The 22,378-nt window shown below is 41.5% G+C and carries 23 protein-coding genes; 15 read left to right on the forward strand and 8 right to left on the reverse strand.

Annotated features, from left to right (window positions below; translation table 11 throughout):
- Positions 1-35 precede the first annotated feature (35 nt).
- A complete protein-coding gene (locus PNK_RS05275) occupies positions 36-524 on the reverse strand; it encodes a ferritin (RefSeq protein WP_032125505.1) in 489 nt (162 codons plus the stop codon).
- Positions 525-947: 423 nt separating this feature from the next.
- Complete coding sequence (locus tag PNK_RS05280; RefSeq protein WP_059060746.1) at positions 948-1,844, reverse strand: hypothetical protein; 897 nt, start codon at positions 1,842-1,844, stop codon at positions 948-950.
- Positions 1,845-2,343: 499 nt separating this feature from the next.
- Here PNK_RS05280 and PNK_RS05285 point away from each other — a divergent pair, with 499 nt between their 5' ends.
- From PNK_RS05285 to PNK_RS05305, 5 genes are all read left to right on the forward strand, one after another.
- Positions 2,344-3,465, forward strand: a complete 1,122-nt coding sequence (locus PNK_RS05285; RefSeq protein ID WP_032125507.1) for an ABC transporter ATP-binding protein — start codon at positions 2,344-2,346, stop codon at positions 3,463-3,465.
- Positions 3,458-4,327, forward strand: coding sequence for an ABC transporter permease (locus PNK_RS05290; RefSeq protein ID WP_231909305.1), 870 nt, complete (start codon positions 3,458-3,460; stop codon positions 4,325-4,327). The genes PNK_RS05285 and PNK_RS05290 overlap by 8 nt, the downstream gene beginning before the upstream one ends.
- The gene (locus tag PNK_RS05295) at positions 4,324-5,091 is read left to right on the forward strand and encodes an ABC transporter permease (RefSeq protein ID WP_032125508.1); all 768 of its coding nucleotides are present in this window, start codon (positions 4,324-4,326) and stop codon (positions 5,089-5,091) included. Before PNK_RS05290 ends, PNK_RS05295 begins: the two co-directional genes overlap by 4 nt.
- A 2-nt stretch (positions 5,092-5,093) precedes the next feature.
- On the forward strand, positions 5,094-6,131 hold the full coding sequence (locus tag PNK_RS05300) for an ABC transporter substrate-binding protein (protein WP_059060748.1): 1,038 nt from the start codon (positions 5,094-5,096) through the stop codon (positions 6,129-6,131).
- 459 nt (positions 6,132-6,590) lie between these two features.
- The gene (locus PNK_RS05305) at positions 6,591-6,860 is read left to right on the forward strand and encodes a hypothetical protein (RefSeq protein ID WP_059060749.1); all 270 of its coding nucleotides are present in this window, start codon (positions 6,591-6,593) and stop codon (positions 6,858-6,860) included.
- Between the two features lie 100 nt (positions 6,861-6,960).
- Here the strand turns inward: PNK_RS05305 and PNK_RS05310 are convergent, their stop codons facing one another.
- Together PNK_RS05310 and PNK_RS05315 are read right to left on the reverse strand one after the other, a co-directional pair.
- Positions 6,961-7,353, reverse strand: coding sequence for a hypothetical protein (locus PNK_RS05310; RefSeq protein ID WP_059060750.1), 393 nt, complete (start codon positions 7,351-7,353; stop codon positions 6,961-6,963).
- Between the two features lie 13 nt (positions 7,354-7,366).
- Positions 7,367-8,737 carry a M4 family metallopeptidase gene (locus PNK_RS05315; RefSeq protein WP_059060751.1) on the reverse strand — a complete coding sequence of 457 codons (1,371 nt, stop codon included), beginning with the start codon at positions 8,735-8,737 and terminating at the stop codon, positions 7,367-7,369.
- A gap of 124 nt (positions 8,738-8,861) precedes the next feature.
- On the opposite strand from PNK_RS05315, the gene PNK_RS05320 reads away from it, so the two are divergent.
- The 9 genes from PNK_RS05320 to PNK_RS05360 all read left to right on the forward strand — a co-directional run bounded on the left by PNK_RS05320 (position 8,862) and on the right by PNK_RS05360 (position 16,879).
- The gene (locus PNK_RS05320) at positions 8,862-9,719 is read left to right on the forward strand and encodes a bifunctional methionine sulfoxide reductase B/A protein (RefSeq protein ID WP_032125513.1); all 858 of its coding nucleotides are present in this window, start codon (positions 8,862-8,864) and stop codon (positions 9,717-9,719) included.
- Between the two features lie 167 nt (positions 9,720-9,886).
- Positions 9,887-10,255, forward strand: coding sequence for a hypothetical protein (locus tag PNK_RS05325; protein ID WP_059060752.1), 369 nt, complete (start codon positions 9,887-9,889; stop codon positions 10,253-10,255).
- A gap of 232 nt (positions 10,256-10,487) precedes the next feature.
- The gene (locus PNK_RS05330; protein WP_059060753.1) at positions 10,488-10,754 is read left to right on the forward strand and encodes a hypothetical protein; all 267 of its coding nucleotides are present in this window, start codon (positions 10,488-10,490) and stop codon (positions 10,752-10,754) included.
- Between the two features lie 298 nt (positions 10,755-11,052).
- The gene (locus PNK_RS05335; RefSeq protein ID WP_032125516.1) at positions 11,053-11,721 is read left to right on the forward strand and encodes a hypothetical protein; all 669 of its coding nucleotides are present in this window, start codon (positions 11,053-11,055) and stop codon (positions 11,719-11,721) included.
- A gap of 169 nt (positions 11,722-11,890) precedes the next feature.
- A complete protein-coding gene (locus PNK_RS05340) occupies positions 11,891-13,120 on the forward strand; it encodes an ATP-grasp domain-containing protein (protein WP_059060757.1) in 1,230 nt (409 codons plus the stop codon).
- Positions 13,121-13,413: 293 nt separating this feature from the next.
- The gene (locus PNK_RS05345; protein ID WP_032125517.1) at positions 13,414-13,839 is read left to right on the forward strand and encodes a hypothetical protein; all 426 of its coding nucleotides are present in this window, start codon (positions 13,414-13,416) and stop codon (positions 13,837-13,839) included.
- Positions 13,840-13,956: 117 nt separating this feature from the next.
- Entirely contained in the window at positions 13,957-14,403 is a 447-nt protein-coding gene (locus PNK_RS05350) for a hypothetical protein (RefSeq protein ID WP_059060759.1), read from the forward strand.
- 69 nt (positions 14,404-14,472) lie between these two features.
- A complete protein-coding gene (locus PNK_RS05355) occupies positions 14,473-16,050 on the forward strand; it encodes a Na+/H+ antiporter (protein ID WP_079992816.1) in 1,578 nt (525 codons plus the stop codon).
- A gap of 10 nt (positions 16,051-16,060) precedes the next feature.
- Entirely contained in the window at positions 16,061-16,879 is an 819-nt protein-coding gene (locus PNK_RS05360) for a helix-turn-helix transcriptional regulator (protein ID WP_059060760.1), read from the forward strand.
- Positions 16,880-16,929: 50 nt separating this feature from the next.
- On the opposite strand, the gene PNK_RS05365 is transcribed toward PNK_RS05360, so the two are convergent.
- From PNK_RS05365 to PNK_RS05380, 4 genes are all read right to left on the reverse strand, one after another.
- Positions 16,930-18,369, reverse strand: a complete 1,440-nt coding sequence (locus PNK_RS05365) for a hypothetical protein (RefSeq protein ID WP_059060762.1) — start codon at positions 18,367-18,369, stop codon at positions 16,930-16,932.
- Positions 18,370-18,382: 13 nt separating this feature from the next.
- Positions 18,383-19,426 (reverse strand): TolB family protein, encoded by a 1,044-nt coding sequence (locus PNK_RS05370; RefSeq protein WP_059060764.1) that lies wholly within the window; start codon positions 19,424-19,426, stop codon positions 18,383-18,385.
- Between the two features lie 112 nt (positions 19,427-19,538).
- A complete protein-coding gene (locus PNK_RS05375) occupies positions 19,539-19,745 on the reverse strand; it encodes a YgaP family membrane protein (protein WP_059060766.1) in 207 nt (68 codons plus the stop codon).
- A gap of 432 nt (positions 19,746-20,177) precedes the next feature.
- A complete protein-coding gene (locus PNK_RS05380; RefSeq protein ID WP_059060767.1) occupies positions 20,178-21,281 on the reverse strand; it encodes a protein kinase domain-containing protein in 1,104 nt (367 codons plus the stop codon).
- Positions 21,282-21,516: 235 nt separating this feature from the next.
- Between PNK_RS05380 and PNK_RS05385 the strand changes: the two genes are divergently transcribed.
- Positions 21,517-22,353: a GNAT family N-acetyltransferase gene (locus PNK_RS05385; protein ID WP_059060769.1), complete on the forward strand. Its 837-nt coding sequence runs from the start codon at positions 21,517-21,519 to the stop codon at positions 22,351-22,353.
- The last annotated feature ends 25 nt before the right edge of the window (positions 22,354-22,378 follow it).

The raw sequence follows: 22,378 nt of genomic DNA on the forward strand, positions 1-22,378 counted from the left end.
GGAAATCCATAAACCGCGGACTGAATTAGAGTAACTTAGCTTGCTTTTTTGTCAAAATTTTGATCCAAGATCAAAAGGCCTGCTTTGTTGTCTCCATTAAATTGGATGAGGTCTAGGTTGTCTTGTGCGTTCTTTTCTTCTTCTACTTGCTCAGTAATAAACCACTGTAAGAAGACGTGAGTCGCATGATCCTTTTCTTGAACGGCTAGTTCGTAAATTTGATGAATCCAATGTGTCACTTTTCTTTCATGTTCAAGCGCCATTTGAAAAGCTTCTTCAATTGAATTAAATTTTGTTGTGGGCTTGTCAATAGCTTGAAGATCCACGTGAAGATTGCGGTCGATGATGTAGTTGTAAATCTTCATGGCATGTTCTTGCTCTTCTTCAGCCTGCTTGCGGAACCATTTTCCAAAACCATCTAATGGAATGTTTTCAAAATACGAGGCAATAGAAAGATAAAGGTAAGAAGAGTAAAACTCGTGTTTAATCTGCTCATTCAAAGCTTTATAGATTTTATCGTTCATGGAGGGCTCCTGTTGAAGGTTGTATTATATGAATCTTTCTCAATCATGCATGTAAGACTATGTGCTTCTATCTCTTATGCACTCTTATGTAGCAAAAGAGTAAATCACGATTGACTTCATTAAATGAACGAATCGGTGAGTCATAAAATAAGAGTTCTGAAAGATATAGAAGATTAATATTACCTGTTCTGTTCAATTAATTCAAAGAATAGATGTACTTGAATGAACTAACAGAGTCATCGGTTTTTTTTGAAAAAGATCCCTAGATTGATCCGAATCCCATGCCCTCTTAGGTTTTCTTTATCTTTCGAGTGTGTTTAAGCGGCCGACCTAAGCGCTGCCCGAGCAGCTATTAAGTCTGCCTATTAGCCTGCCTCTATCCAAAGTCAAGTTGTTAGTCAAGGCCATGCTTGGGAGTTTGCGTCAAATGTTGACTCCCAAGTCTATTGTGATGGCAAAAGAGCGCCACTTAGTCTGTTTGATTCGCTCCTCATTAGAATAGGCGCTAAAACCGCTAATTGGCTTCCAATGTCCTTTAATTGCTTTCCATTCCTGCAGCTTTAATCCGAGCCCTACATACCAGCAAAGATTGAAGTTCCACTTAGAGTCGATGTAAAAAACTTGGCCATGCGCGTGATCGGAGTGATGTCGGTCAGAGAAAAAATGTTTGCGAATGCTTTGAAGATCCGAAAGTTTTCTTTTTCCATGCCAATCGACTAGGTGGTATTCATAACCAGCGTTAAAAACGAATTCATGTAGACGGCATTCTAAATCGATTCCGCACCAAGGCCCTTCCCAGCGGTTCGTATAGGTCAGATTGTTTGCATCGACATATCCGTGCAGATGAGATGATTTAAAAAATTGCTCATGATAAGACCATCCTCCCATGGGTGTAATGGTAAAAAATTGGCAAAAGGGAATGAGATTGAATTGATAGCCGATTCCAAAAGTTGCCTCTTTAATCCACCCTTTTCGAATGTTGGCTCTTAGGTGAGATGGGCTGCTCGAATCAAAGAGTTGCGATTCGATGCATTTTCCATGAACGGCCCATCCATAGTTAGCATCTACGCGGACGAGGAAATCGAGCAGAGAAAGTCTACCCTTAAAGCCCAATTGATAAAGGGAAATGGAGTCGAGTTTTAAATCGTCCTTTGCAAGTAAAGAGTAAGAGTCATTTGATTCGACTGAGGTTGATAAAGAATCGTTCCGGTAACCATTCGTGAGTTTTAAATCGAATCCAAGCAGTTCGGAATGAAGCACGTAGGATGAACATAAGGAGAAGAAGAAGAGAGTAAAGATCAGGTGTTTTTTTAAAGACATGGCACACTCATAAAAAGTAAGAAAAAGAAAAAACGTTTTTTAAGCAGGCAAACTATAAAGGATCCTCCTCTTTTAGCTGTAGAGAATTTTATGAAGCCTTGCGCCATTAGAAAGGACCTTTAAATTAATTTCAAATTGTTATTGCTGCTATAGCTGTTTTTAAGAAGGGGCTGTCTTGGGAAATAAATTTAAATCCATTTAATTAGTAGGTTTTATATTAGCTTGTCAATAGACTGAGGTGTAAACGCTTTCATTGAGTCTATTGTAAATAGGGCTTGAGATTTCATCCTTTTTGAGTACAAGAGCTGAGCCTTGGAAAAAACTCGCTACTTGTACTATCTTAAATCTAAAGATTGTCAGATGGGAACAGAATATTCTCAAGGATTGAGAAACTATTGCCTATTTACACTTTTAGAGGTATGCTTAGCTGTTTTTGCATGAAGAAATGGAATTTTAAGACACTCTGAAATTTTAGAAATTGACGTGTAGAGGAGTTTGGATGGTAGAGAGCATTGTTTTTGAGCGGGTCTCAAAAAAATTTGGGGATAGCAAGGCACTTGACGATGTTTCATTTGCGATTAAAAAAGGCGAATTTTTTTCGCTTTTGGGTCCAAGTGGGTGTGGAAAAACAACACTGCTAAGAATTTTGGCAGGGTTTGAGCGTCCAGACAGCGGCAGAATCTTACTAGATGGCCAAGATATAACGAAACTTCCTCCGAACAAGCGGCCTATCAACACCGTCTTTCAAAACTATGCCCTTTTCCCTCATTTGACAATCTGGGAAAATATCGCCTTCGGTCTTCGCATAGCTCAAAGGCCAGAAAGTGAAATCAAGCAAGAGGTTGAACGGATGCTTGCTTTGATTCAAATGAGTGAGCATGGCCATAAGAAGCCCGATCAGATCAGCGGTGGACAAAAGCAGCGCGTAGCTATTGCTCGAGCTCTTGTCAATCATCCGCAAATTTTATTGTTAGATGAACCTTTGGCGGCGCTCGATCTTAAATTGCGTCAAAAAATGCTTTTGGATCTTGATCGCATTCATGATGAAGTAGGAATCACCTTTATCTTTGTCACACATGATCAAAGCGAGGCGATGGCCGTCAGCGATCGCATTGCTGTTTTGCATAAAGGCAGTCTGGAGCAAATTGGAACGCCCGTAGAAATTTACGAGATGCCGAGAAGCAGCTTTGTAGCTGACTTTATTGGCGACACCAACTTTTTTGATGGGGTAGTGATGGAAATGGCTCAAAAAGACTACAGTTTGGTGGAGGTTGAAGGATTTCCGCAAATTTTCTGCTTCAACGACAAGCAGCTTTCTAAAGGCGATGCAGTCCATTTAAGCGTACGACCGGAAAAAATTCATATTTCAAGAGAAGCGCCCCCTCCGCATCCTCTCCACAATGTCTTTCAAGGGGTTGTTGACGATGCGATTTATAAAGGTGATCATACAAATTTTGGCGTGCAAATTGGCAACCGTAAAATTTCTGTGAATCAACAGCACAGTCGCTTTTTATTAGACGAGGCTCCTATTAAGTGGAAGGACACGGTCTGGATTTGGTGGCATGCAGATGATGGATTTATGTTGGAGCGGTGCCAAAAGCTCGAAAATGCCAATGAATAATAAATCACGCAGCGAATGGTTTTTAACGCTTCCTTCATTCATTTGGCTATTGATTTTCTTCCTTGTGCCAACGTGCATCATCTATGCTTATGCCTTAAAGCCCCATACGATTTATGGAAGTGTAGGTGAGGGATTTTCATTTGATGCCATCAAAGATTTAATGGATCCTAACTACTACATCTTGATCGGGCGGACGCTTTTTTTGGGAATTGCCACAACCCTTATTTGTCTGCTTTTGGCTCTTCCAGTGGGTTATCAGATGACTCTTCTTTCTACAAAAGCGAGGCATCTTTTGATGCTGTTGCTAGTTCTTCCTTTTTGGAGCAGCTTTCTTATTCGCATTTTTGCTTGGAAGATGCTGCTTCATCCTGAAGGCTATATAAAAAAAATCCTTGTTTTTTTGCACGTCGTCGATTCAGACACCTCATTGCTTTACAACTTAGCTTCAGTCGTGCTAGTCATGGTATATACCTATTTACCATTTGCCGTTTTTCCAATCTATGCCGCGGCATCTAAGTTTAATTTTCAATTGCTGGAAGCTGCAATGGATCTTGGAGCGACACGTAGCAAGGCTTTTTTCCAAGTTTTTATTCCTGGGATCGGAAAAGGGATTATGACGGCTACGGTCATGGTCTTTATCTCGGCTGTGGGTGCATATGTCATACCCGATCTCGTGGGAGGCTTTAGCAGCGAAATGATTGGTAATAAGATCGCTCAAAGGGTTTTTGTTGATCGCAATTTGCCCCAAGCAAGCGCTTTATCTGCATTGTTGTCATTGGTGATTTTTTTGCCGTTACTAGCCATTGTTTTTGTTTCATCTCGCCAGAAAAAGATTGAAGCCGAAGTGAGGAACCGAGAATGAGACGCAGTCCTTTGAGTTTTTGGATCACGGTTTTAGTCCTGATCTTTTTGTATGTTCCCATTATTGTGCTCATCATCACGTCTTTTAACGATTCTCGTTTTGGTGGGGAGTGGATGGGCTTTACCTTTAAGTGGTATGAGAGACTATGGAATGAGCATAAGATGTGGTATGCCTTGCGCAATTCGCTAATTGTTGGCGTTTCGGCAACAGTAGCTTCGACCATTTTGGGTACCTGTGCAGCTTTTGCTTTACATCGCTATAAGACAAGGTTGCAGAAGGTCCATTATGGCTTGATTTATACGCCTTTGCTTATTCCTGATATTTTGACAGGAATCAGCCTGCTGCTCTTTTTTGTGACTGTAAATATTCAGCTAGGGCTTTTTACTGTCTTCATAGCCCATACGACCTTTTGTATGAGCTATGTCACAATGGTGATGTTGTCTAAGCTACAAAACTTCGATTTTACTTTAATCGAGGCGGCTCAAGATTTAGGTGCCAATACATGGACACTTACTCGCAGGGTATTGTTGCCATTACTCGCGCCTGGATTAATGGCTGGGGCTCTTTTGGCATTTATGTTGTCGATTGACGACTTTGTCATCACTTTTTTTGTGGCAGGGCAAGGAGTCTCTACGTTGCCAATCTATGTTTATAACATGATTAAATTTGGATCGACACCAATTGTCAATGCACTTTCAGTGCTGATTCTCGTCATCACATTTGTTTTTATATTTTTTACACAAAGTCTATCCAAGGATGATTGAACATGAAAAAATATTTCCTCTCTTTATTGACAATGGTGTTCTGCCTTGCAGCTTTCACCGGTTGCCAAAATTCTACGGGGCCAGAACTTCACATCATGATTTGGAGCGACTACATCAAGCCAGAGCTCATTGAACGCTTTCAAGATGAGCATCAATGCAAAGTTGTGGTGGACACGTTTGATTCAAATGAATCGATGTATGCCAAACTGAAGCTGGGCCGTACGGGCTATGATGTCATTTTTCCGAGCAACTATTTTGTGAATATCATGAATCAACAAGGGATGTTGCAGCCTCTCGATGCTACGCTGATTCCAAATGCGCAGAATCTGGATCCGCAGTATCTTAAACAGATCAATCCCGCATTGCTTAACTATGGCATTCCTTATATGGTTTCGAGCGCAGGCATCATTTATCGGACAGATAAAGTTGCCGATTTAGAGTCATCGTGGGGCGTGTTTGGTAAGTCTAATTACAAGGGAAGGATGACGATGCTGAACGATGTGCGTGAGACAATCGGCGCCGCATTGAAATTCTTAGGCTATAGTGCTAATACCACAAATCCCACCGAAATTGACGAAGCCGCTCAGCTTCTAATCAATTGGAAACCAAACTTTGCCAAATTCGAAAGCGAGCAATATAAGGCAGGAATTGCCAGTGCTGAATACCTAATCGTCAATGGCTATAATGGCGATGCTCTGCAAGTCATGAAAGAAAATTCAAATGTTGACTTTATCTATCCGCAAGAGGGAATTACTTTTTCGGTAGATTTCATGGTCATCCCTAAAGATGCGCCTAATCGCGAACTGGCTCATGCTTTCATGAATTATTTATTACAAGCCGATGTGGCAGCAGAAAATATGGAACATTCGCTTTTCTTTAGTCCAAACAAGGCTGCTTATGAGAAGTTGCCCGACGATTTAAGAAACAATAAAGTGCTTTTTCTTCCGGCCGATGTTTTTGAACAGGCTGAGCTCATCGATTATCTTGGTGAAAAGGGCATTCTATATAATAAGGCATGGGACAAAATCAAGGTGAGCTAGCTTTTTTGCTTCCATTTCAAGCAATCAGAGTCCAAGGGACTAATCGAGAATAGATGCTCGATTAGTCCTTTTTTATTTAATTACCACTGTTGCAAAAATCTAGTGTTTGCAGGAGCTTCACAAGTTTAAGATTGATGATATGTCTTGCTAGCCATTTGTTATTCAGATTAGATTGATTTCCCTGGCAGTCTGAGCTTGGGATTCAATGCCTGATCATTTCCTTTCCGTTTGCTCCTTTCCGCTTCCTTGTCTCTGCTTTAAACTTGTGCGCTGCTGCCTGCAGGCCAACTGTTACTGGTCAATCAACTACCCATTTCTTTACTAAATTTTCATGAAAAATACTGATTTTGCAGTATAAAATGATGTTTTTATGAATAAAAATTAATTGCTTTGTGTTAAAATACAATTGTTTAGGGTGTGTTAGTTGTAATGTATTAATTAATGGGATTAAAGATGAATATGAGACGTTTTAATTTACAGTATAGGGGATCGTTAATTTGGCTGATTTTTTGGGTGATCGTTTTTTTCCCCATCGCCTTTGTCCTGCTTTTTACGGCGAGCACTTTTGAAATCAACCGTTCGACTTATAGCTTTTACTATAATGGTTCCCGTTTCTGGTTGTGCTTTTGGGTACTGGTTTTCTTTCCGATTGCCTTCATCCTTCTTTTTGTTAATGGGCTTTCCGTTACAGTCGATAAGCTACCTGGTCAATCCAATTTTGATGCCTAAATGATGGGGGCTTAAGAGAAGAGCGAGTGACTTTTTAACCAGATTGGCTTTGGTAATAAAAGCATTGGCTCTTTTTCCACTAGATAGAAGGAAGATTTTCTCAGCTTTCTTCGGAAGGTGAAGATTGATCGATTCTTTGCTGACGAAGTTTTTCCGATTCTTCGCGATTGCGCCGATCTTGTTCAATCACACTAGGCGACGATGCTTCTTTTTCATGATGCTCTTGAATTTTTTTTAGCAGATAGTCTGGGATAATGGCCTGAAGTTTATGCGGTTCAACTTTTTCCTTTGGCTCGGAAGGTTGAGAAGAGCTCTCTTCTGGTTTTGGCGATTTACACATTAAAGTCTCCGATTCTTGCAGAAATGTATCTTGGGATTCACCGTATACAATCCATCCTTGTTCATTTAAGCCTTTTTGGGAAAGGGATTTTGCGCATGGATTGGACGGAGCTTCGCTGTAATAAGCCGTTTCGGGACCGGGATAATCGTACATGATTTATTTTCCTTTATGCAAGGCCGACCGCTTTCCAGGCTTGGATCAGATCTTGATGCATTTTGTAATCGGTTGGAAAGTGTTTGAGAGCTGTGCTAATCGTGGCGTGTGCAAATTCGGCCATTGTACAATTAGGCTTGAGAAGATTGCCTGTTTTTAATGTCAAAAACCACAGAAGGCCCGCCTTTTGCCATGCATAGCCTCCTTGAGCCGCAGCAAAGAGATAAAACGCCCTGTTGGGAATTCCTGAATTGATATGAACGCCACCGCTATCCTCGCTTCCAGTGTAGCAGTTAGAGTAGTGGTCTGGTTGCGGGTCTTTTCCGATGATGGGGGAGTTATAAGCATGTCCAGGAGCTTTCATCGAACGAAGAGGATAGGATTGATTGCCGAGCTTGATGACTCCTTCTCCAATTAACCAACTCGCCTGATCGGCCGTTTGCCCGTTTTTAAATTGTAAAACGAGAGATCCCCATACGTCGGAAAGGTGTTCGTTTAAGGCTCCCGATTCACCCTCGTAATTCAGCTTATTGCCCGTGATTGCATGGCCAAATTCATGGCCAATGATGGAAAGTTCGGTTAGATTTTGAACAACGTCGTTGCCGTCTCCATAGATCATTTGCTTTCCATTCCATAGAGCGTTGGCATAGCCTACACCATAGTGAACGGTCGATTTGATTTCACTTCCTTTACCATCGTATGAAGAAAGGCCATATGCATTCAGCCAAAATAGGTGAACGTCTCTTGCCCCATCCAATGCCTTTTGGGCCGTAGAATCTATAGATGGATTTGGAGAGTAATTTGAAGTCACGAACTGTCCGGGCAGCTCCGTACTATTGTGCGCCGTATAAATGGAAATGAGAGGCTCTTGTCCAACAGCAAAATAGGCAGCTGCTTGCTTGATCTCAGCCGGCACCTCCTCCTCTTCAAGAGCATTTATATCAAGGGTCTGCTCTCTGATCGCGTCAATCTGCTGCATTTTCTCGACAATGTAGGTGGGGACAACATAGCAACAGGTGCAAGAGGTGCGACATTCATCAAGAACTCTGACATCGTGGTCTAGATAGCGGACATGAGTCTCCAAAGTAGAAATAACTCGTTCTTGAATGCAGGCCAGTCGCTCAAGTGCCTCATCCTTTTCAAGAAAATCTTCTTGCTCAAGCTGATTCAGGTAGCTAGCAATAGCCGTTTCGCAATGCATTTTTAAAGTTGCATCGAAAGAGTCGCCAAGCTCATTTTTTAAATTTGTTAACGCCGGCATTTCTTCGGCTTCGGCAGAAGCGACACTTTCTGCACCCTCATCGATCAATTGCAGGGGAGTCAGCTGATGAGCTTGAATGAATAAGCGAATATCTGATTCTGTTTGTTTTAAATCGACTGTCATCTTTAAAAAGCTTGGTTAGTTTTAATTAAAAAAAACATTCTATTAGATGGGTGTTTTTTTTATATAAAGATTCACTAAATTTAAAATTTTGCAATTGGTATGGTGATTTAAAAAGGAGAAAGCGATGAAAAGACATCATGATTTATCCAAACAAGAAGAGCGAGTCATTGATCAAAAAGGGACGGAGCCACCCAATAGTGGAGAGTACAACGACTTGAAAGAACCTGGAATCTATGTATGCAAACGGTGCGATGCGCCCCTTTATCTCTCTTCCGATAAATTTTCGTCTCATTGTGGGTGGCCAAGCTTCGATGATGAAATTAAGGGGAGCGTGGATAAAAAGGTGGATGCGGATGGAAGACGCGTTGAAATTCTTTGCCACCGCTGTGGTGGGCATTTGGGGCATGTCTTTTCAGGAGAAGGATTTACTCCCAAAAATCTGAGGCATTGCGTCAATTCCATTTCCATGTCATTTGTACCGGCTGTGACCAAGGAAGGATATCAACGTGCTATTTTTGCGGGCGGATGCTTTTGGGGCGTTGAATATCTGTTTAAAAAGCTCCCAGGTGTGGTAAGGACCTCTGTTGGTTATACGGGAGGTGTCAGCGTGGATCCCAACTATCAAGATGTTTGCACAGGGATGACTCAGCACGCGGAGGCTTTAGAAGTCATTTTCGACCCTAAAGTTATTTCATATGAAGAGTTGGCAAAATTTTTCTTTGAAATACATGATCCCTCTCAACTCAATCGTCAGGGACCGGATGTTGGCAGTCAATACCGCTCAGTCATTTTCTATTTAACACAGCAACAGCGCGACATCGCCATGAAATTGATTCAAATCTTGGAAAAACAGGGCGTCAAAGTGGCGACAGAGCTCACACCGGCAGCCCCTTTTTACCCAGCTGAGCTCTATCATCAAGATTACTACAATAAAACGGGGAAATTGCCTTACTGTCATGTGCGGGTCGCCCGCTTTAAATAGGCCGTTCAAGCAGGCTCGATTTATTATTTGGGAAGGTTTGTAGTGCGCTTTTATTAATATTTATAGATCTTGACTTGTATATTTTTTTTTATTAACCTCTCGTTTTTTTTTGTAAAATTTTGAAGATTGCTTTCAAAAAATTGATAACTTAAAAGAAGGTTTTATTAATGACTATTCAAGGTTTCGGTGCAGAATATTACTTTGACAACCATAGAGTTGAGCAGCAGCAGCAACAATCGCGTTTGGTTCCTGTTGTTGAAACAGTTCACAATGTTGTTCAACCTGTTTTGACTGAACAAGAGCAAGGAGCGGAACCATCGCCGTTGCGTCAGACAGGCATCGTGTTAATTGCCGGTCTAGCAGGCCAAACAACTTCGATTGCTCTTTCGGCCTTAAGCATAGCGGGAAAAATTCTCCCCCCACCCTATAATTTTCTTCTTGGAGGGACAATTGTTGTTTTAGCCCATTTTACAGGAGGAGTTGTCTATCATAGAATCCACGACAGCCTTACTGGTACTTATGTAAACGCTGGGTAATTGACCATTTCTCGAAGGCCAGCCATAGCAATGGGTGCTTCAGACTGGCCCTTCTTCTAAAAGCCTTCGGATAATAAAGCTTGCACGCTTTTGTTTTATTCTGCATTTCTAGTTTTTTTGTACTGCTATTAGTTGCCTTAAGTTTATGACTTGACTTTCATTCCTTTTTTTAATAGCCTGCCTTTTTTTAAAAATCTAAGTATAGAAACACTTTAAAAAAGGATATCATTTTATGAATGTGAATTACAATGAGGCTCGTCCTTATGCACAAACTCAAGAGCAGCCTACGCAGGCTCAGATTCCAGAGAGAAATGCATTAATCAGACGAACGGCTGCGATAGCTGATTCGGCCATTTTTGGGGCAGTAGCTGGAGGGGTGGTGTATGCGGGGCTAAAACGCACATTAGCTAGTAGTCCGATTGTTTTAGTTGTGTCAGGGGTTGTAGGTTATTTTGTATACGATACTGTAAAGGGCTATCTTACTAATCGCGTACCTTGAGGGCATAGGCTGAAAAATAGTTGGGCTTTGTCTATTCTTGGCTTATGGAAGTGAATAGCCTTTCCTCGTTTTTATTAAGTTGCTTTCCTCTTCAAAAAGGATCGGTGTGATAAGCCGATTATTCGCCAAAACCGTTTTTGTTTCTAGAGCATAGACGGTTTTATAGACTCTAGGTGTGTGATACCCCGTATTGCCAATTAATTAAATTTTAAGATATTGTTTGTTATATCCTTAAGCGCATTTAAATGAGGTGCTTTGACCTTTTAAAAAGCATTGACAATCCCTATCTAGAGGAAAGATGAAACAACTGCTTGGCTTTACTTTTTTTATGTTTTCTCTTTGTTTTTATTCTTTTGCTGATGTGAACCATTCGAATAAACAAGATGAAAATGCTTATCGGCGATTTGTTGAGTTCATTAGCTATGAAGTGAGAGGGAATAAAACTTTAGCGCGCATACAGTTAAGTGACCAATCGACTTGGAATTACATAGTTGATGCATTTAATGAGGCTCGTTTACTCAACATTGAACAGGACTTTTATCCAGGCAATGAAGTCTTTGCCATGGCGAAAGACCGCTCTGAAAAGTATGTTTTAGCTGTTCAGAACAAAAATGGGCTGAAAGTTGGCTATCAGGTTGGGTTGACTAAAGAAACCAAGCAAGGCCTCCCACGGCTGGCAAGAGTGGAGAAGTTGACCATGGTAGAAGGAGGATGGTTTACAAAAGCTGTCTACGGTTATCGCTTTTTTTTGACAGATGGTTCAGTCTGGTTTGCAGGTCCATCTGCTAAAGGAATATGGTCTATTGAGGAGTGGAAAGCTGGCGATTATATTTTAATTACACGCTCCATCTTTGATTACTGGAATCTTATCAATACAGATGCTTCTTGTAACTCCATCTATAATGGGTTGGATTATCGCATCATATCATGGGTTGAACCAGCAGGGGCTCCTCATCACGAGCCGTAAACGAGCCATCATCAATTTGGGAAGCTTGGGCAATATTGGCATTTGATTCAATGACTGTGGTGAGCTATTTTCGAATTCTTGCAATCTTTAAAAAATATTTGATTGATTCTTTTTATTCCTGAAGATATTTTGAGGATAAATTAAAGCAACGATTTTAAGAGATACGGCGATGAGAGACAGCAGAAACATTCTTATTACCTCGGGGCGCTCGCCAGTTACTCTAGAGCTGGCTCGTCAGTTGCATCATGCCGGTCATAAAATTTATGTTGCAGATACACTGGCTTTGCATATCTGCCGCTTTTCTAATGCCGTTGATAAGAGCTTCTTGATCAGAAGTCCAAGATTGCATACAGAAGGGTTTATTGAAGATCTTTTGCAAATTGTTAGCCAAGAAAAAATCGATCTTATTATTCCTGTTTATGAAGAAGCCATTTATTTGTCGCAGTCTTTACACCGTTTTCCAGCTCACTGTAAGGTGTTTACGTCTTCGTTTGAGCTGCTGCACGAACTCCACAATAAATGGCTGTTTAATCAAAAAATTCAGCAGCTTGGACTGGATGCCCCAAAGACGCACTTATTGTATTCGCTTGACGATGTCCAAAAGCTGGATCCTGCTAAATCATATGCCATCAAAGCCTCTTATTCGAGAGCCGGGTTAAAAATAAAAAAATTGTCTCCGCCGCATGAAACGCTAGACATTCACATCGAAGTGCACAATCCTTGGATTGCTCAAGAGTGGTTAGAAGGGGATCGTTTTTGCACCTATAGTGTATGCCATGAAGGGACCGTTTTGGCTCATGCGGTTTATCCGGTAGGATATGCCGTCGATGGAAAAGGGTGCATCGTATTTGAAGCGGTTAATCATGAACCTATTTTGAAATGGATTCAAAATTTTGTAAAAGAGACGCATTATACGGGCCAAATAGCTTTTGATTTTTTTGAGTCGGATCAACGGCTTCTAGCAATCGAATGCAATCCACGAGCGACTAGTGGCGCCCATTTATTCCGTTCAGAAGATCGCTTGGATCAGGCCTTTTTAAATTCGGCGCAAGCATTGATTCAGCCCAAGTTCGGAAACTGCAAGCAGCTTGCAATCGCCATGATGATTTACGGATGGAAGGAAAATGCTTATCCAAGCAATACGTGGGGACGTTTTTTTAAAATGCTATTTGGGATCCAAGATGTTGTCTTTAGTAGAGACGATCTTATGCCTATTTTAGCCGAGCCCATTGTTTTTTCTGGCATTTGGTTGCACAGCTTAAGATCTAAATTATCTCTTCCAGCTTTTTTTATGTTTGACTACGAGTGGAATGGCGATTCTTCCCCTTCGCAAGTTTTGCCTGGCAAAGTTGCCATTCCACAATCCAAGAAAAAGCAATTGATCCGCGAAAGCAAGTGACTTCGTGTAGACGAATCTTTCCCCTTCTTAAATCCAAAGTCATCAACTTAAAACCCTGCCTTCTCAGCGCTTTTGCGTCGTGAGAGCTTGCAACCCTACGAGATTCTGGCAAGCTCATGCTAAATGCCATTGTAAATGGGGGGAGCGTTGCTTGCATCGATTTTTAGATTTCTTGATCAAATTCGGATCGTTTGAAGCGGTAAGTATTTATTATAAATTAAATTTTAATTTGCTAGAGTGATGATGATCTCTCACTTGAGACATGGACATGAGTTTAACTTTAAGGAGACTGTATGTTTGATTTTTTGAAGCGACATTTAAAAGAGATAGTGTTCACAGCCCTTTCACTAGTCCCTATGTTAGTTTCAGCCGAACACCATGGAGGTGGCCATGCTGGAGGGAATCCATCATGGAGTGCTGCGAGTAGGCAACGCTACAGTTATGATAAGGTTCCAAGCAAAGGTGATGATCATAAAGGCGATGAACGCAAGTACTATCGAGGAGGAGATCGCGATTACCGCTACTATGGGCATGGTCATCGGCGCACTTACTACAACAATAACTACTACTATGCCGCTCCTTCTCCTTATTATGGTGGGTATGCTTACCCCTCTTATTATTACAGTTATCCCTACTACGCCTATCCTTATGACGGCTATTATAGCCCCTATTACGATACGGGTCCAAACGTTGGGCTCTATTTACAGCTAGGTAACTAATCATTGATTTTTTAAAGAACAGCCAGGTTGAGTCTTTTTCTTTCCTGGCTAAAATCCAACTTGATATCTATGAAGGTAGCAAGTTGGGTTTAAATGCCTATAGTGTAAGGAGAGAACATGTTGAGTATGTCCAGTGTTGGCATGAATGTTAGTAGATATCTTTTGAGCCCATGCAGTTTATGGGTGAGGAAAACCTCTTGTTCTTTGGATCCAATCATCAAAAATTTTGCGAAGCAGCACTGTTTTCATACCTCTTTATCCGCATCCAGCTTAAAGATTGATACGTCGGATTCCAGTTTCCCGCAAATTGACGAAGGACAGGTTAAAGAGTTGGCCGTTAGAAAAGATTTGGAGTTATTAGTTACAAAAAAAACGCATGAATTGGTTGCGATCAAGAAAGACACTTCAAAGCTAAACGATGAACCAGGTTTGAAAGAGGCCCTTGAAACTTTCCATACCAAATTGCATAAGGCTATTGAGGCAGATAATCGTCGCGATATGCAGCAAGCTGGCCGTAAACTCATTGAGGTCATACAAGATCTGCTTGATCGCACCTTATCTTAAGTAGAGTAGGCTGTAAGGGGAGCAAGTAATTGAGAGAAAGGTTTGAATTAATTTTTAGCTTGTAAAGATATGGCAGCACCTACACTTTTCCTTAGTTTGATGTTTGCGGCTGTCTTATTGGTTGGCATTGCTCAGCGTTTGCATATCCCTTATCCGATAGCTCTAGTCATTGGAGGCGGAGCATTAAGCTTTCTTCCTGGAACGAGTGAAGTTAATTTTGATCCTACTCTCCTATTGGTCATCGTGCTTCCTCCCATACTTTATTATGCCGCCCATACGATCTCTTTTGGGGAATTTACGCGAAATAGCCGGGACATTTTTTCGCTTGCGCTCGGTCTTGTTTTTGCAACTACGCTTGTTGTGGGATTGTTATTCAAATGGCTTTTTCCAGATTTGGCATGGCCGCTCGCATTCGCTTTTGGGGCTATTGTTTCTCCGCCAGATGCTGTGGCAGCGACTGCTATTCTAAAGCGCTTTGCCATCCATTCGCACCTATTGGCTGTGCTGGAAGGGGAAAGCCTTGTGAATGATGCTTCAGGCCTTGTTCTATACAAACTAGCTGTTGCAGCACTTTTGTCTGGATTATTTTCATTTGAAGCCGCAGCTATCGATTTTATAGGCGTAGTTATTGGCGGGGTTATAGTTGGTGCTTTTGTTGGATGGGTTTGCAATCTTTTTTCGAGCCGCTTCTTTGATCCAATCGTTGCCGTTCTCTTTTCTTTTATTATCCCCTACTTAGCATTTATCTTAGCCGATTCCTTAGGGGTGTCGGGTGTTTTATCCGTTGTTGTGTGCGGCTTGATTGGATCGCGTTTTTTAGTTACCCGCTTTTCTTCACTCACGCGCGTAATCGGCTGGGCGAGCTGGGATGTTGTGGTCATCCTATTAAATTGCCTGGTCTTTGTTTTAATAGGCTTGCAAATGGGACGCATTGCTTCTGGGATGAGTATGGATCAAATAGGAATCTATTCAGGGTATGCATTGATCATAACTGCAGCGATGATCGCAACCCGGGCTGTCTGGATTTATGCCATTCATACTTGCGTGTACATGATAAGATGTTTCAAAGGAGTCTGGACGCAGGATGATGAACACCTTTGGAGGGATAATGCGATTTTATCCTGGTCAGGCATGCGCGGCATTGTCTCTTTAACAGCTGCTTTAGCCCTGCCTTATCAGCTGCCGAGCGGAGAGCCACTGCCGGGAAGAGATCTCGTTATTTTTTTAACCTTTGTTGTTATTCTTATCACCTTAATCATTCCCGGCCTTTCGCTGCCATGCCTTATTGCCTGGCTGAAAATTCCGCCAGAGAAAGAACATAATGTTTTTGCTAAAATCTATCAGCAGATGGTGAATGTTGCTAAAAAAGAAATTGGCTCTTTAATGGAACAAAATAAGTTGAATAAAGAAGATGCGGGCTCTCTTTTAATTTATTTTCAAACCAGGCATCACCTGCTGGATCTTTCAGATGATCATGGAGGTAGCAAGAGACATATTGAAAGGGCCAGGCTTCACATCATAAATGCGCAGCGCAATTATCTTTTGCAAAAGTGGAGAGAGCGAAAAATAGATGACAAATGGCTGACGGCATTAGAACATCAGCTTGATTTAGAAGAATCTCATTTAGTGCGAGCACAACTTAAATAAGAGAAAAACCATGGTCACTACACCAGAATATTATGTCGATCGATATATCAAGCAGCATCATAAAACGATTAATCGTGTTTGCGAGCCATTGACAACTTGTTTTAATATTAATTATTTTACTTATCATTCTATAGAGAATAGCGGGGCTTGCCGGGCATTGGTTAGCCGTCCTGAATGGGCCGACTATTACGTGGAGAATCAGCTTTATCGGATAGATCCCTGCATGCATCACCCTCAGAATTATCAATCAGGGACGCTTTTTTGGGCCCACCATCTTCAAGAGGATGTATGCAAAGAGACGATGGACGTGCTCAATCATCAATTTGATATGGCGCACGCATTTTTTTTAATCGAGCGCTCACCAGAGCGTTGCGAGTTTTTTGGTTTTGCAGCTCCTGTCCGGCATGAAAAAATCTATTCCACTTATATGCAAGAGCTGCCCCTGCTGAAAAAATTTTGCGCTTTCTTTAAAAGTGAAATGTCTTCTGTTCTAGAGTCAATGGAGAGCGATCCTATGAGTCTATTGGAGCTAAAAGGCGACAGTTTTACTTCAAAGGTTTCGTTGTTTACTCAGACACAATCGGCGCATACCTCTTTTTTACAGCTGATTCAAGCCGATCCAGGCATTTCCCTTTCGCGAAGGGAAAAGGAGTGCTTGAGTCTTTATTTAGATGAAATGCAAATGAAAGAGGTGGCTAATAAGCTCGACCTGTCTGTTAGAACAATTGAATTCTATCTTAACAACATTAAAAGCAAGCTCGACTGTTCGAGCAAGTCAGAATTGATTAAAAAAGGACAAGAGCTTCGCTCTTTAGGTTTGATACTGTAGCGAGGCTAAGAGCCTTTAACATTCTATGCATGCTAAAGGCTCTTATTTTGCTAGTCTTTTACAGGAATCAAGGTCACCTTAAAGATATAGGGTGAAGCGGCAGAGTCGGATAGCGTATTGGTATTAGGCAATGTGCTTTGAATTCCTCCAACAATATATCCAGCTAATATCGGCCTATCAATTTCTTCAAGCTTTGCAATATCGTTGTTAAAGCGAGGCAGGTGCTTAGATGGGATGAAGTCGGCGCCAGCGCCAAAGAGGAGTTGATTGCCTGGATTTGACTCAGTCGAAAGAATGACTGGATATTGGGAGCTCATCAAGTGCTGAGTATAGAGCCCTTTGTGGCTTCGTTTGATCGTTGTAAATTGGTTGATAAAAGGGAACTCGGAATCGGTTTGAAATTGTCCATCAACAAAGTATCCAAAGCTAATTCCTCCAAAAAAGATCGTATAAACAGCATTATCTTTGCAAGAAAAGATACCAAGAAACGGGCAGGTATAGTTGTTCATTCCTTGCTTAAAGGTAGATGCCTTTGCAGGATTGGCCATAAAAGATTTTCCTGTGCGGCTGATTTCAACAGGAACTGTCCAAATACCGGTCGTTGGCGTGAAAACGCCTGAAAAGGCGACCAAGCCCTCTTTTTGCTTGCCTGCTTTGGTAAAGATCATAGGGACAATATTCAAGTCTCTGCGTCTTAAATCGGGATTAGGCTCTTCAGGCTTAGAAGAGAGAGGAATGAATGATAACTTTTTGCCGTTGTCAAGAATGCGGAAGCGGCGAACTTGCTGGGTGTATTCTCCATTCGATTCAGCCACATAAAATCCACGGAAATTTTGTCCAAAAACAAGGAGAGTGGGTCCTTTATCAACTTGCGCCATGTAGCCGCCAGTGACTTGGAAAATAGGATCGCTGATTTGACGAATATGCTGGGCGGCTGTTTCATGGTGCGAATGATGGGTTACCCAATGTATCAATCCCGGAAGATTGATTGCGGTTAAAAAAGGCTTGGTTGAAAATTGGCCTGTGGCCGAATCCACTCCATAACCGCCAGTGATATAGAGAGTATGCCCTCTTTGATACGATTGAGGGCTTGTTACCGATAAGAGATCCACTTGTTCAAGAGTCAAGCCTGATTGGGGATCGGTTAAAGCGCGAGAATAGACTTTTTTCTTTTCGGGATCGACAACGTAAATGACGCGGTTTTGCTGTTGGAGGGGAAAGTTGCCTGTGTCTGGATTAAATCCATGCATGCCGTTTGTGCGGCCTGCAATGAATAGCCATTTATTGCGATAGCGTCCAAACGCATAAGAGTGAATGCCGTTCGGAAGTCCAAAATCGGCTAATTCGACTTGAACGCGAAAAGGAAGGTCTTCTTCAGATAGGATGGGGCTCACGCTCGGCGTTTGATTGTCTGCAAAGCTTGGGCTCGCTAAACTAAGCGACAGAGTCGTTAAGGATAGCCCTAAAAAAAGTTTCAGATGTTTCAACATAAAATCCTCATCATTATTTAAGATCTTCAGGGAGAATAAAATCTGCCACAAACAATTGCGATGTCTGATCCGGACCTCGCTTAGACGTCCACATCATTTTGTGCCCATCTGGGCTGAATACTGGTAATCCGTCGAATGTGGGGTTATGAGTCAGACGCCATTGTCGATTGGTTAAAAGATTCAGCAAATAGATTTCATAATGGGCATGCCCATGCAAGGATGTTGTAAAAGCTATGACGTATCCGTTTGGATGCCAGTAAGGGGCCCAGTTGACAGCTCCATTTGCAGTCAGCTGCATTTCGTTGCTTCCGTCGACATCAATCGTGTAGATTTGCAGATAGTGGCGTTGATCGCGATCGGCTCTGAAAATAATTTGCTCTCCGCTCGGAGAAAAAAAAGATCCTCCATTGTAGCAGGAAGTTGTTTTAGTGACCTGGTAAATATCTGATCCATCGGCTTTCATCGTATAGAGGTTCATGCTCCCATCTAAGTTGCTTGCAAAGACGATGCGTTTTCCATCGGGTGAATAAGCGCATTCGGCATGGTAAGCCGGGCCGCTCGTTAAGGCCTTTAGATCTGTTCCATCTGGATTGGCCTCATAGATATTCATGTAGGGGGTGAAGTCCCATTGATAGTTGCTGCTGCGATTGTAGCCGGGTATTGAAGAGCTTATTGTTGGATCATCTAAGAAAGGATCTTCGTGGCTTGAGGCAAAAATGATTTTTTTCCCATCGGGCCTGAAATAGGCACATGTGCACGCTCCTTTGCCCGTACTAACGAGGCGAGGTATCCGCTCTTCCAAATCCATTGTATAAATTTGATAGTGAATCTGGCCTTGGGGGACTGCTTGAAAAATAATGGTCTTGCCATCGGGAGAAAAATAGCCTTCGCCAGCCTTTTCAAAACCCATAGAAGGGCGGGTCAGTTGTTCAATATTTTTTAACGCAAGGGCTTCTAAATCGGACTCAAAAACCTCTTCGGCTTGAAGAGATGAAAAGAGAGAGAAGCTGCCAATAAAAAAAAGGGAGTAAATGATTTTAGATAAATGCTTCTTCATAAACAATCCTTAGTAAAAGTGCTGCCAAAATCTTTTAAAATGAGATTGTTGTCAATAAAATAATTGAATAATTTGAAGAAACTTAGCGCTTAATAACGAAGCGTTTCAAACCTTAAGGATCAGAATCCTTGTGATTAATCGGACAACTATTTTTACCGATTAATTGATAAAAGACGCACCAGCTTGCCATTGCCTCATAAAGCGTAAATAGGGCAAAGAGTAAAGCGATCCAGCTACTTTGCCACCAAGCAAAGATAAAAAGAAAAATAGCGATACTGAGGCGGATCAGTCGATCTTTTGTTCCAATATTTTTTGACATTGGCCTTACCGTTTGAGATTTCAATTCTTTTTATACATAACGTCTAAAAAGATCTAGTGATTAAATTTATTTTTAGAGATCCGAGTAATGTTTTTATAATATAATCTTTTAGAATTTTATTTAATTAATTAAACAACGGAGTCAATATGGTTCAATGCAACACAGATACCTGCTTTTATACAAACAGACAAGTTTTAAGAAGCAAAAGATATGTATTGCGTCGTAAGACATACAATTGAAACGGACTGGACTAATCAAATAAGCCACGAAGGCGAGTTTTATTGTTCTACAATCAAGAGTTCAAAACTAATCCTGCCCTCAAAACGGGGAATGATGCAGAGAGTTAGAGATCTTATAGCAGAGTTAAGACAGTTGGCAGGGAACGAAAAAAGCGAAGAATCCCGATCAACGGTGATTCTTCGCCAAAAATTGCTACTGCTGCGAACTTTCTAAGATTTCTAAAAGCTTAGTCACATAGTCTGCGAAAGGTGGCAAGTTTCCATCTTCACAGTCTTCCAAATAGTTCCAGGCAAGTTTTTTGATTTCAGCATAGGTCTGGATTTTTTCTTCGCGGCTGCCGTTGGATTTTGAAATAATCGCCAGGCACATCCCTGTGAGGTTATCAAAATAATAGGCGTGGAAGCGGGCTCTAGCTGCTTCAAATTCATTTACTTGTTGCGAAACTGTGGCTGCAATAGCTGCTTGTTGTAAAGGCTCTTTCTGCTTTGTTTGCGTCTGTTGCAGGCGCTCTAAAAGCCCTGGGTTATGGCTAAAAAACTGTCTTAGTTTTCTAGCTCTTGTGGGATCCATACTCAAAGCTTGTTGAACAGCTGCTTGGGCTGTTTCTGGACTCTTTTCTTGCTTTGCTTGCGTAGTCTGGTTTTTTACGTAGCCAAAAATTTCTTCAAACGTGAAAAAGCTAGCCAGATCGATGACCATTGCGGTCGCCTGATCGCTGAGCATCACATTGTTTTCGTGCAGATCTAAATGAAAAAAACCTTGCGACAATGCATAGTGGAGAGCATCGCTGAATTGCATGGCTGCGCGAGTCACCTCTTCTTGAGAAAAAGCCTTTTTCTTCGTGTAGTAAACAGATTTTCCCTCTACAAGCTGCAGGACTAAAAAGCTTATAGGTTCTCCATCTGCTGTAGAAGAGGTGAAGAAATCAAAGGACTTGATGATATGGGAATGATCCAATTGCTGCCCTCGCAAAAATTCCCTTTGCACATCAGCCAAGGTATCCATGAAATTCAATTGATGATTGGACTCCTCACTGTCTACCTCGGAGACCGTCTCTTTTGGCAGCTCTGTCGGCCTCTTATAAGACTTGAGTGCAAAGCGCTCGCCCGTCGAATTTTCAACGGCATATACCTTTCCAAAAGCTCCTTCGCCAAGCTCTTCAATAATTTGATAACAATCATTCGATGAGCAAATAGCCTCACCAATCTCTACTCCAGTCTTCGCTTGCTCGGTTGCAAATCCATTTGTATTTAAATTAACTAATAGTATGAAGATTAATATAAAGAATCGATTCATTGTAATTCTCTTTTTTTTGTTTGTGGTTGATTATTCTATTAAATTGCTGAATTAAATTTAATTGAAAATAAGTGTTTAGTTCGATTGTTGTGTGTCTAAAATAAAATTTAGTGACCTTTTGCGTCCCTATAATGCATAACAAGTGAGAATTTTTGTTTAAGGTATTGTAAAAAACTCTTTAATTTTAGCGCTTGCTGGCTATACTCAGATTTTTTAGGATGGAAATGTTGAGCTTATGGATGAGTTGCTTATTCGACATGCAAGAGTAGAGGAGATGCCTTTTCTCATCTCTTTGGCGGCAGAGGAGGGGTGGAATCCAGGTTTTGAAGATGGTATAGCTTTTTATGCGGCCGATCCGATGGGTTTTTTTATCGCCGAAAAAGGGGGAGAAAAGGTTGGGTGTATTTCGGCAGTGGCATATGGCGCTAATTATGGTTTTTTAGGTTTTTATATTATTAAAGCCCCTTACCGCCATCAGGGCTTTGGCCTAAGACTTTGGCAGCATGCGTTGAAGTATTTGGAAAAACGCTGCGTGGGATTAGATGGAGTTGTCGCTCAGCAAGAGAATTATAAAAAGTCGGGATTTAAATTCTATTATCGAAACATTCGTTTTGAAGGTGTATGCGGCGGTTCAATGCCTTCTATGGTTGTCCCTCTGGAAGCTGTTTCTTTCGATGCCATTGCAGAATATGACTCAAAGGTTTTTGGAGTAAATAGAGAGCTATTTTTAAAAAAATGGCTGCATATGAATAATGCCTTAACCTTGGCTGTGGTTGATGGGCAAGAGCTGCTCGGGTATGGTGTTATAAGAAAGTGCCTGAAAGGATGTAAAGTCGGTCCCTTGTTTGCCAATAACGCAGAAATTGCTGAAGAGCTTTTTTTGGGGCTTTCAGCAACGGCTGGGAAAGCTCCTTTATTTTGGGATGTGCCGGAAATCAATTTAGCTGCTGTTGAGATGGCTAAAAAGCGGGGCATGGCAAAAGTTTTTGAAACGGCCAGAATGTACTCGAAAGAGCCGCCGATCCATCTGCAAGCATCAGTTTTTGGGGTAACGAGCTTCGAATTGGGATGATTGTTGGCAGCTACGGCGGAAGCTT

The sequence above is a fragment of the Candidatus Protochlamydia naegleriophila genome, assembly GCF_001499655.1.
GTDB classification, from domain to species: Bacteria; Chlamydiota; Chlamydiia; order Chlamydiales; family Parachlamydiaceae; genus Protochlamydia; species Protochlamydia naegleriophila.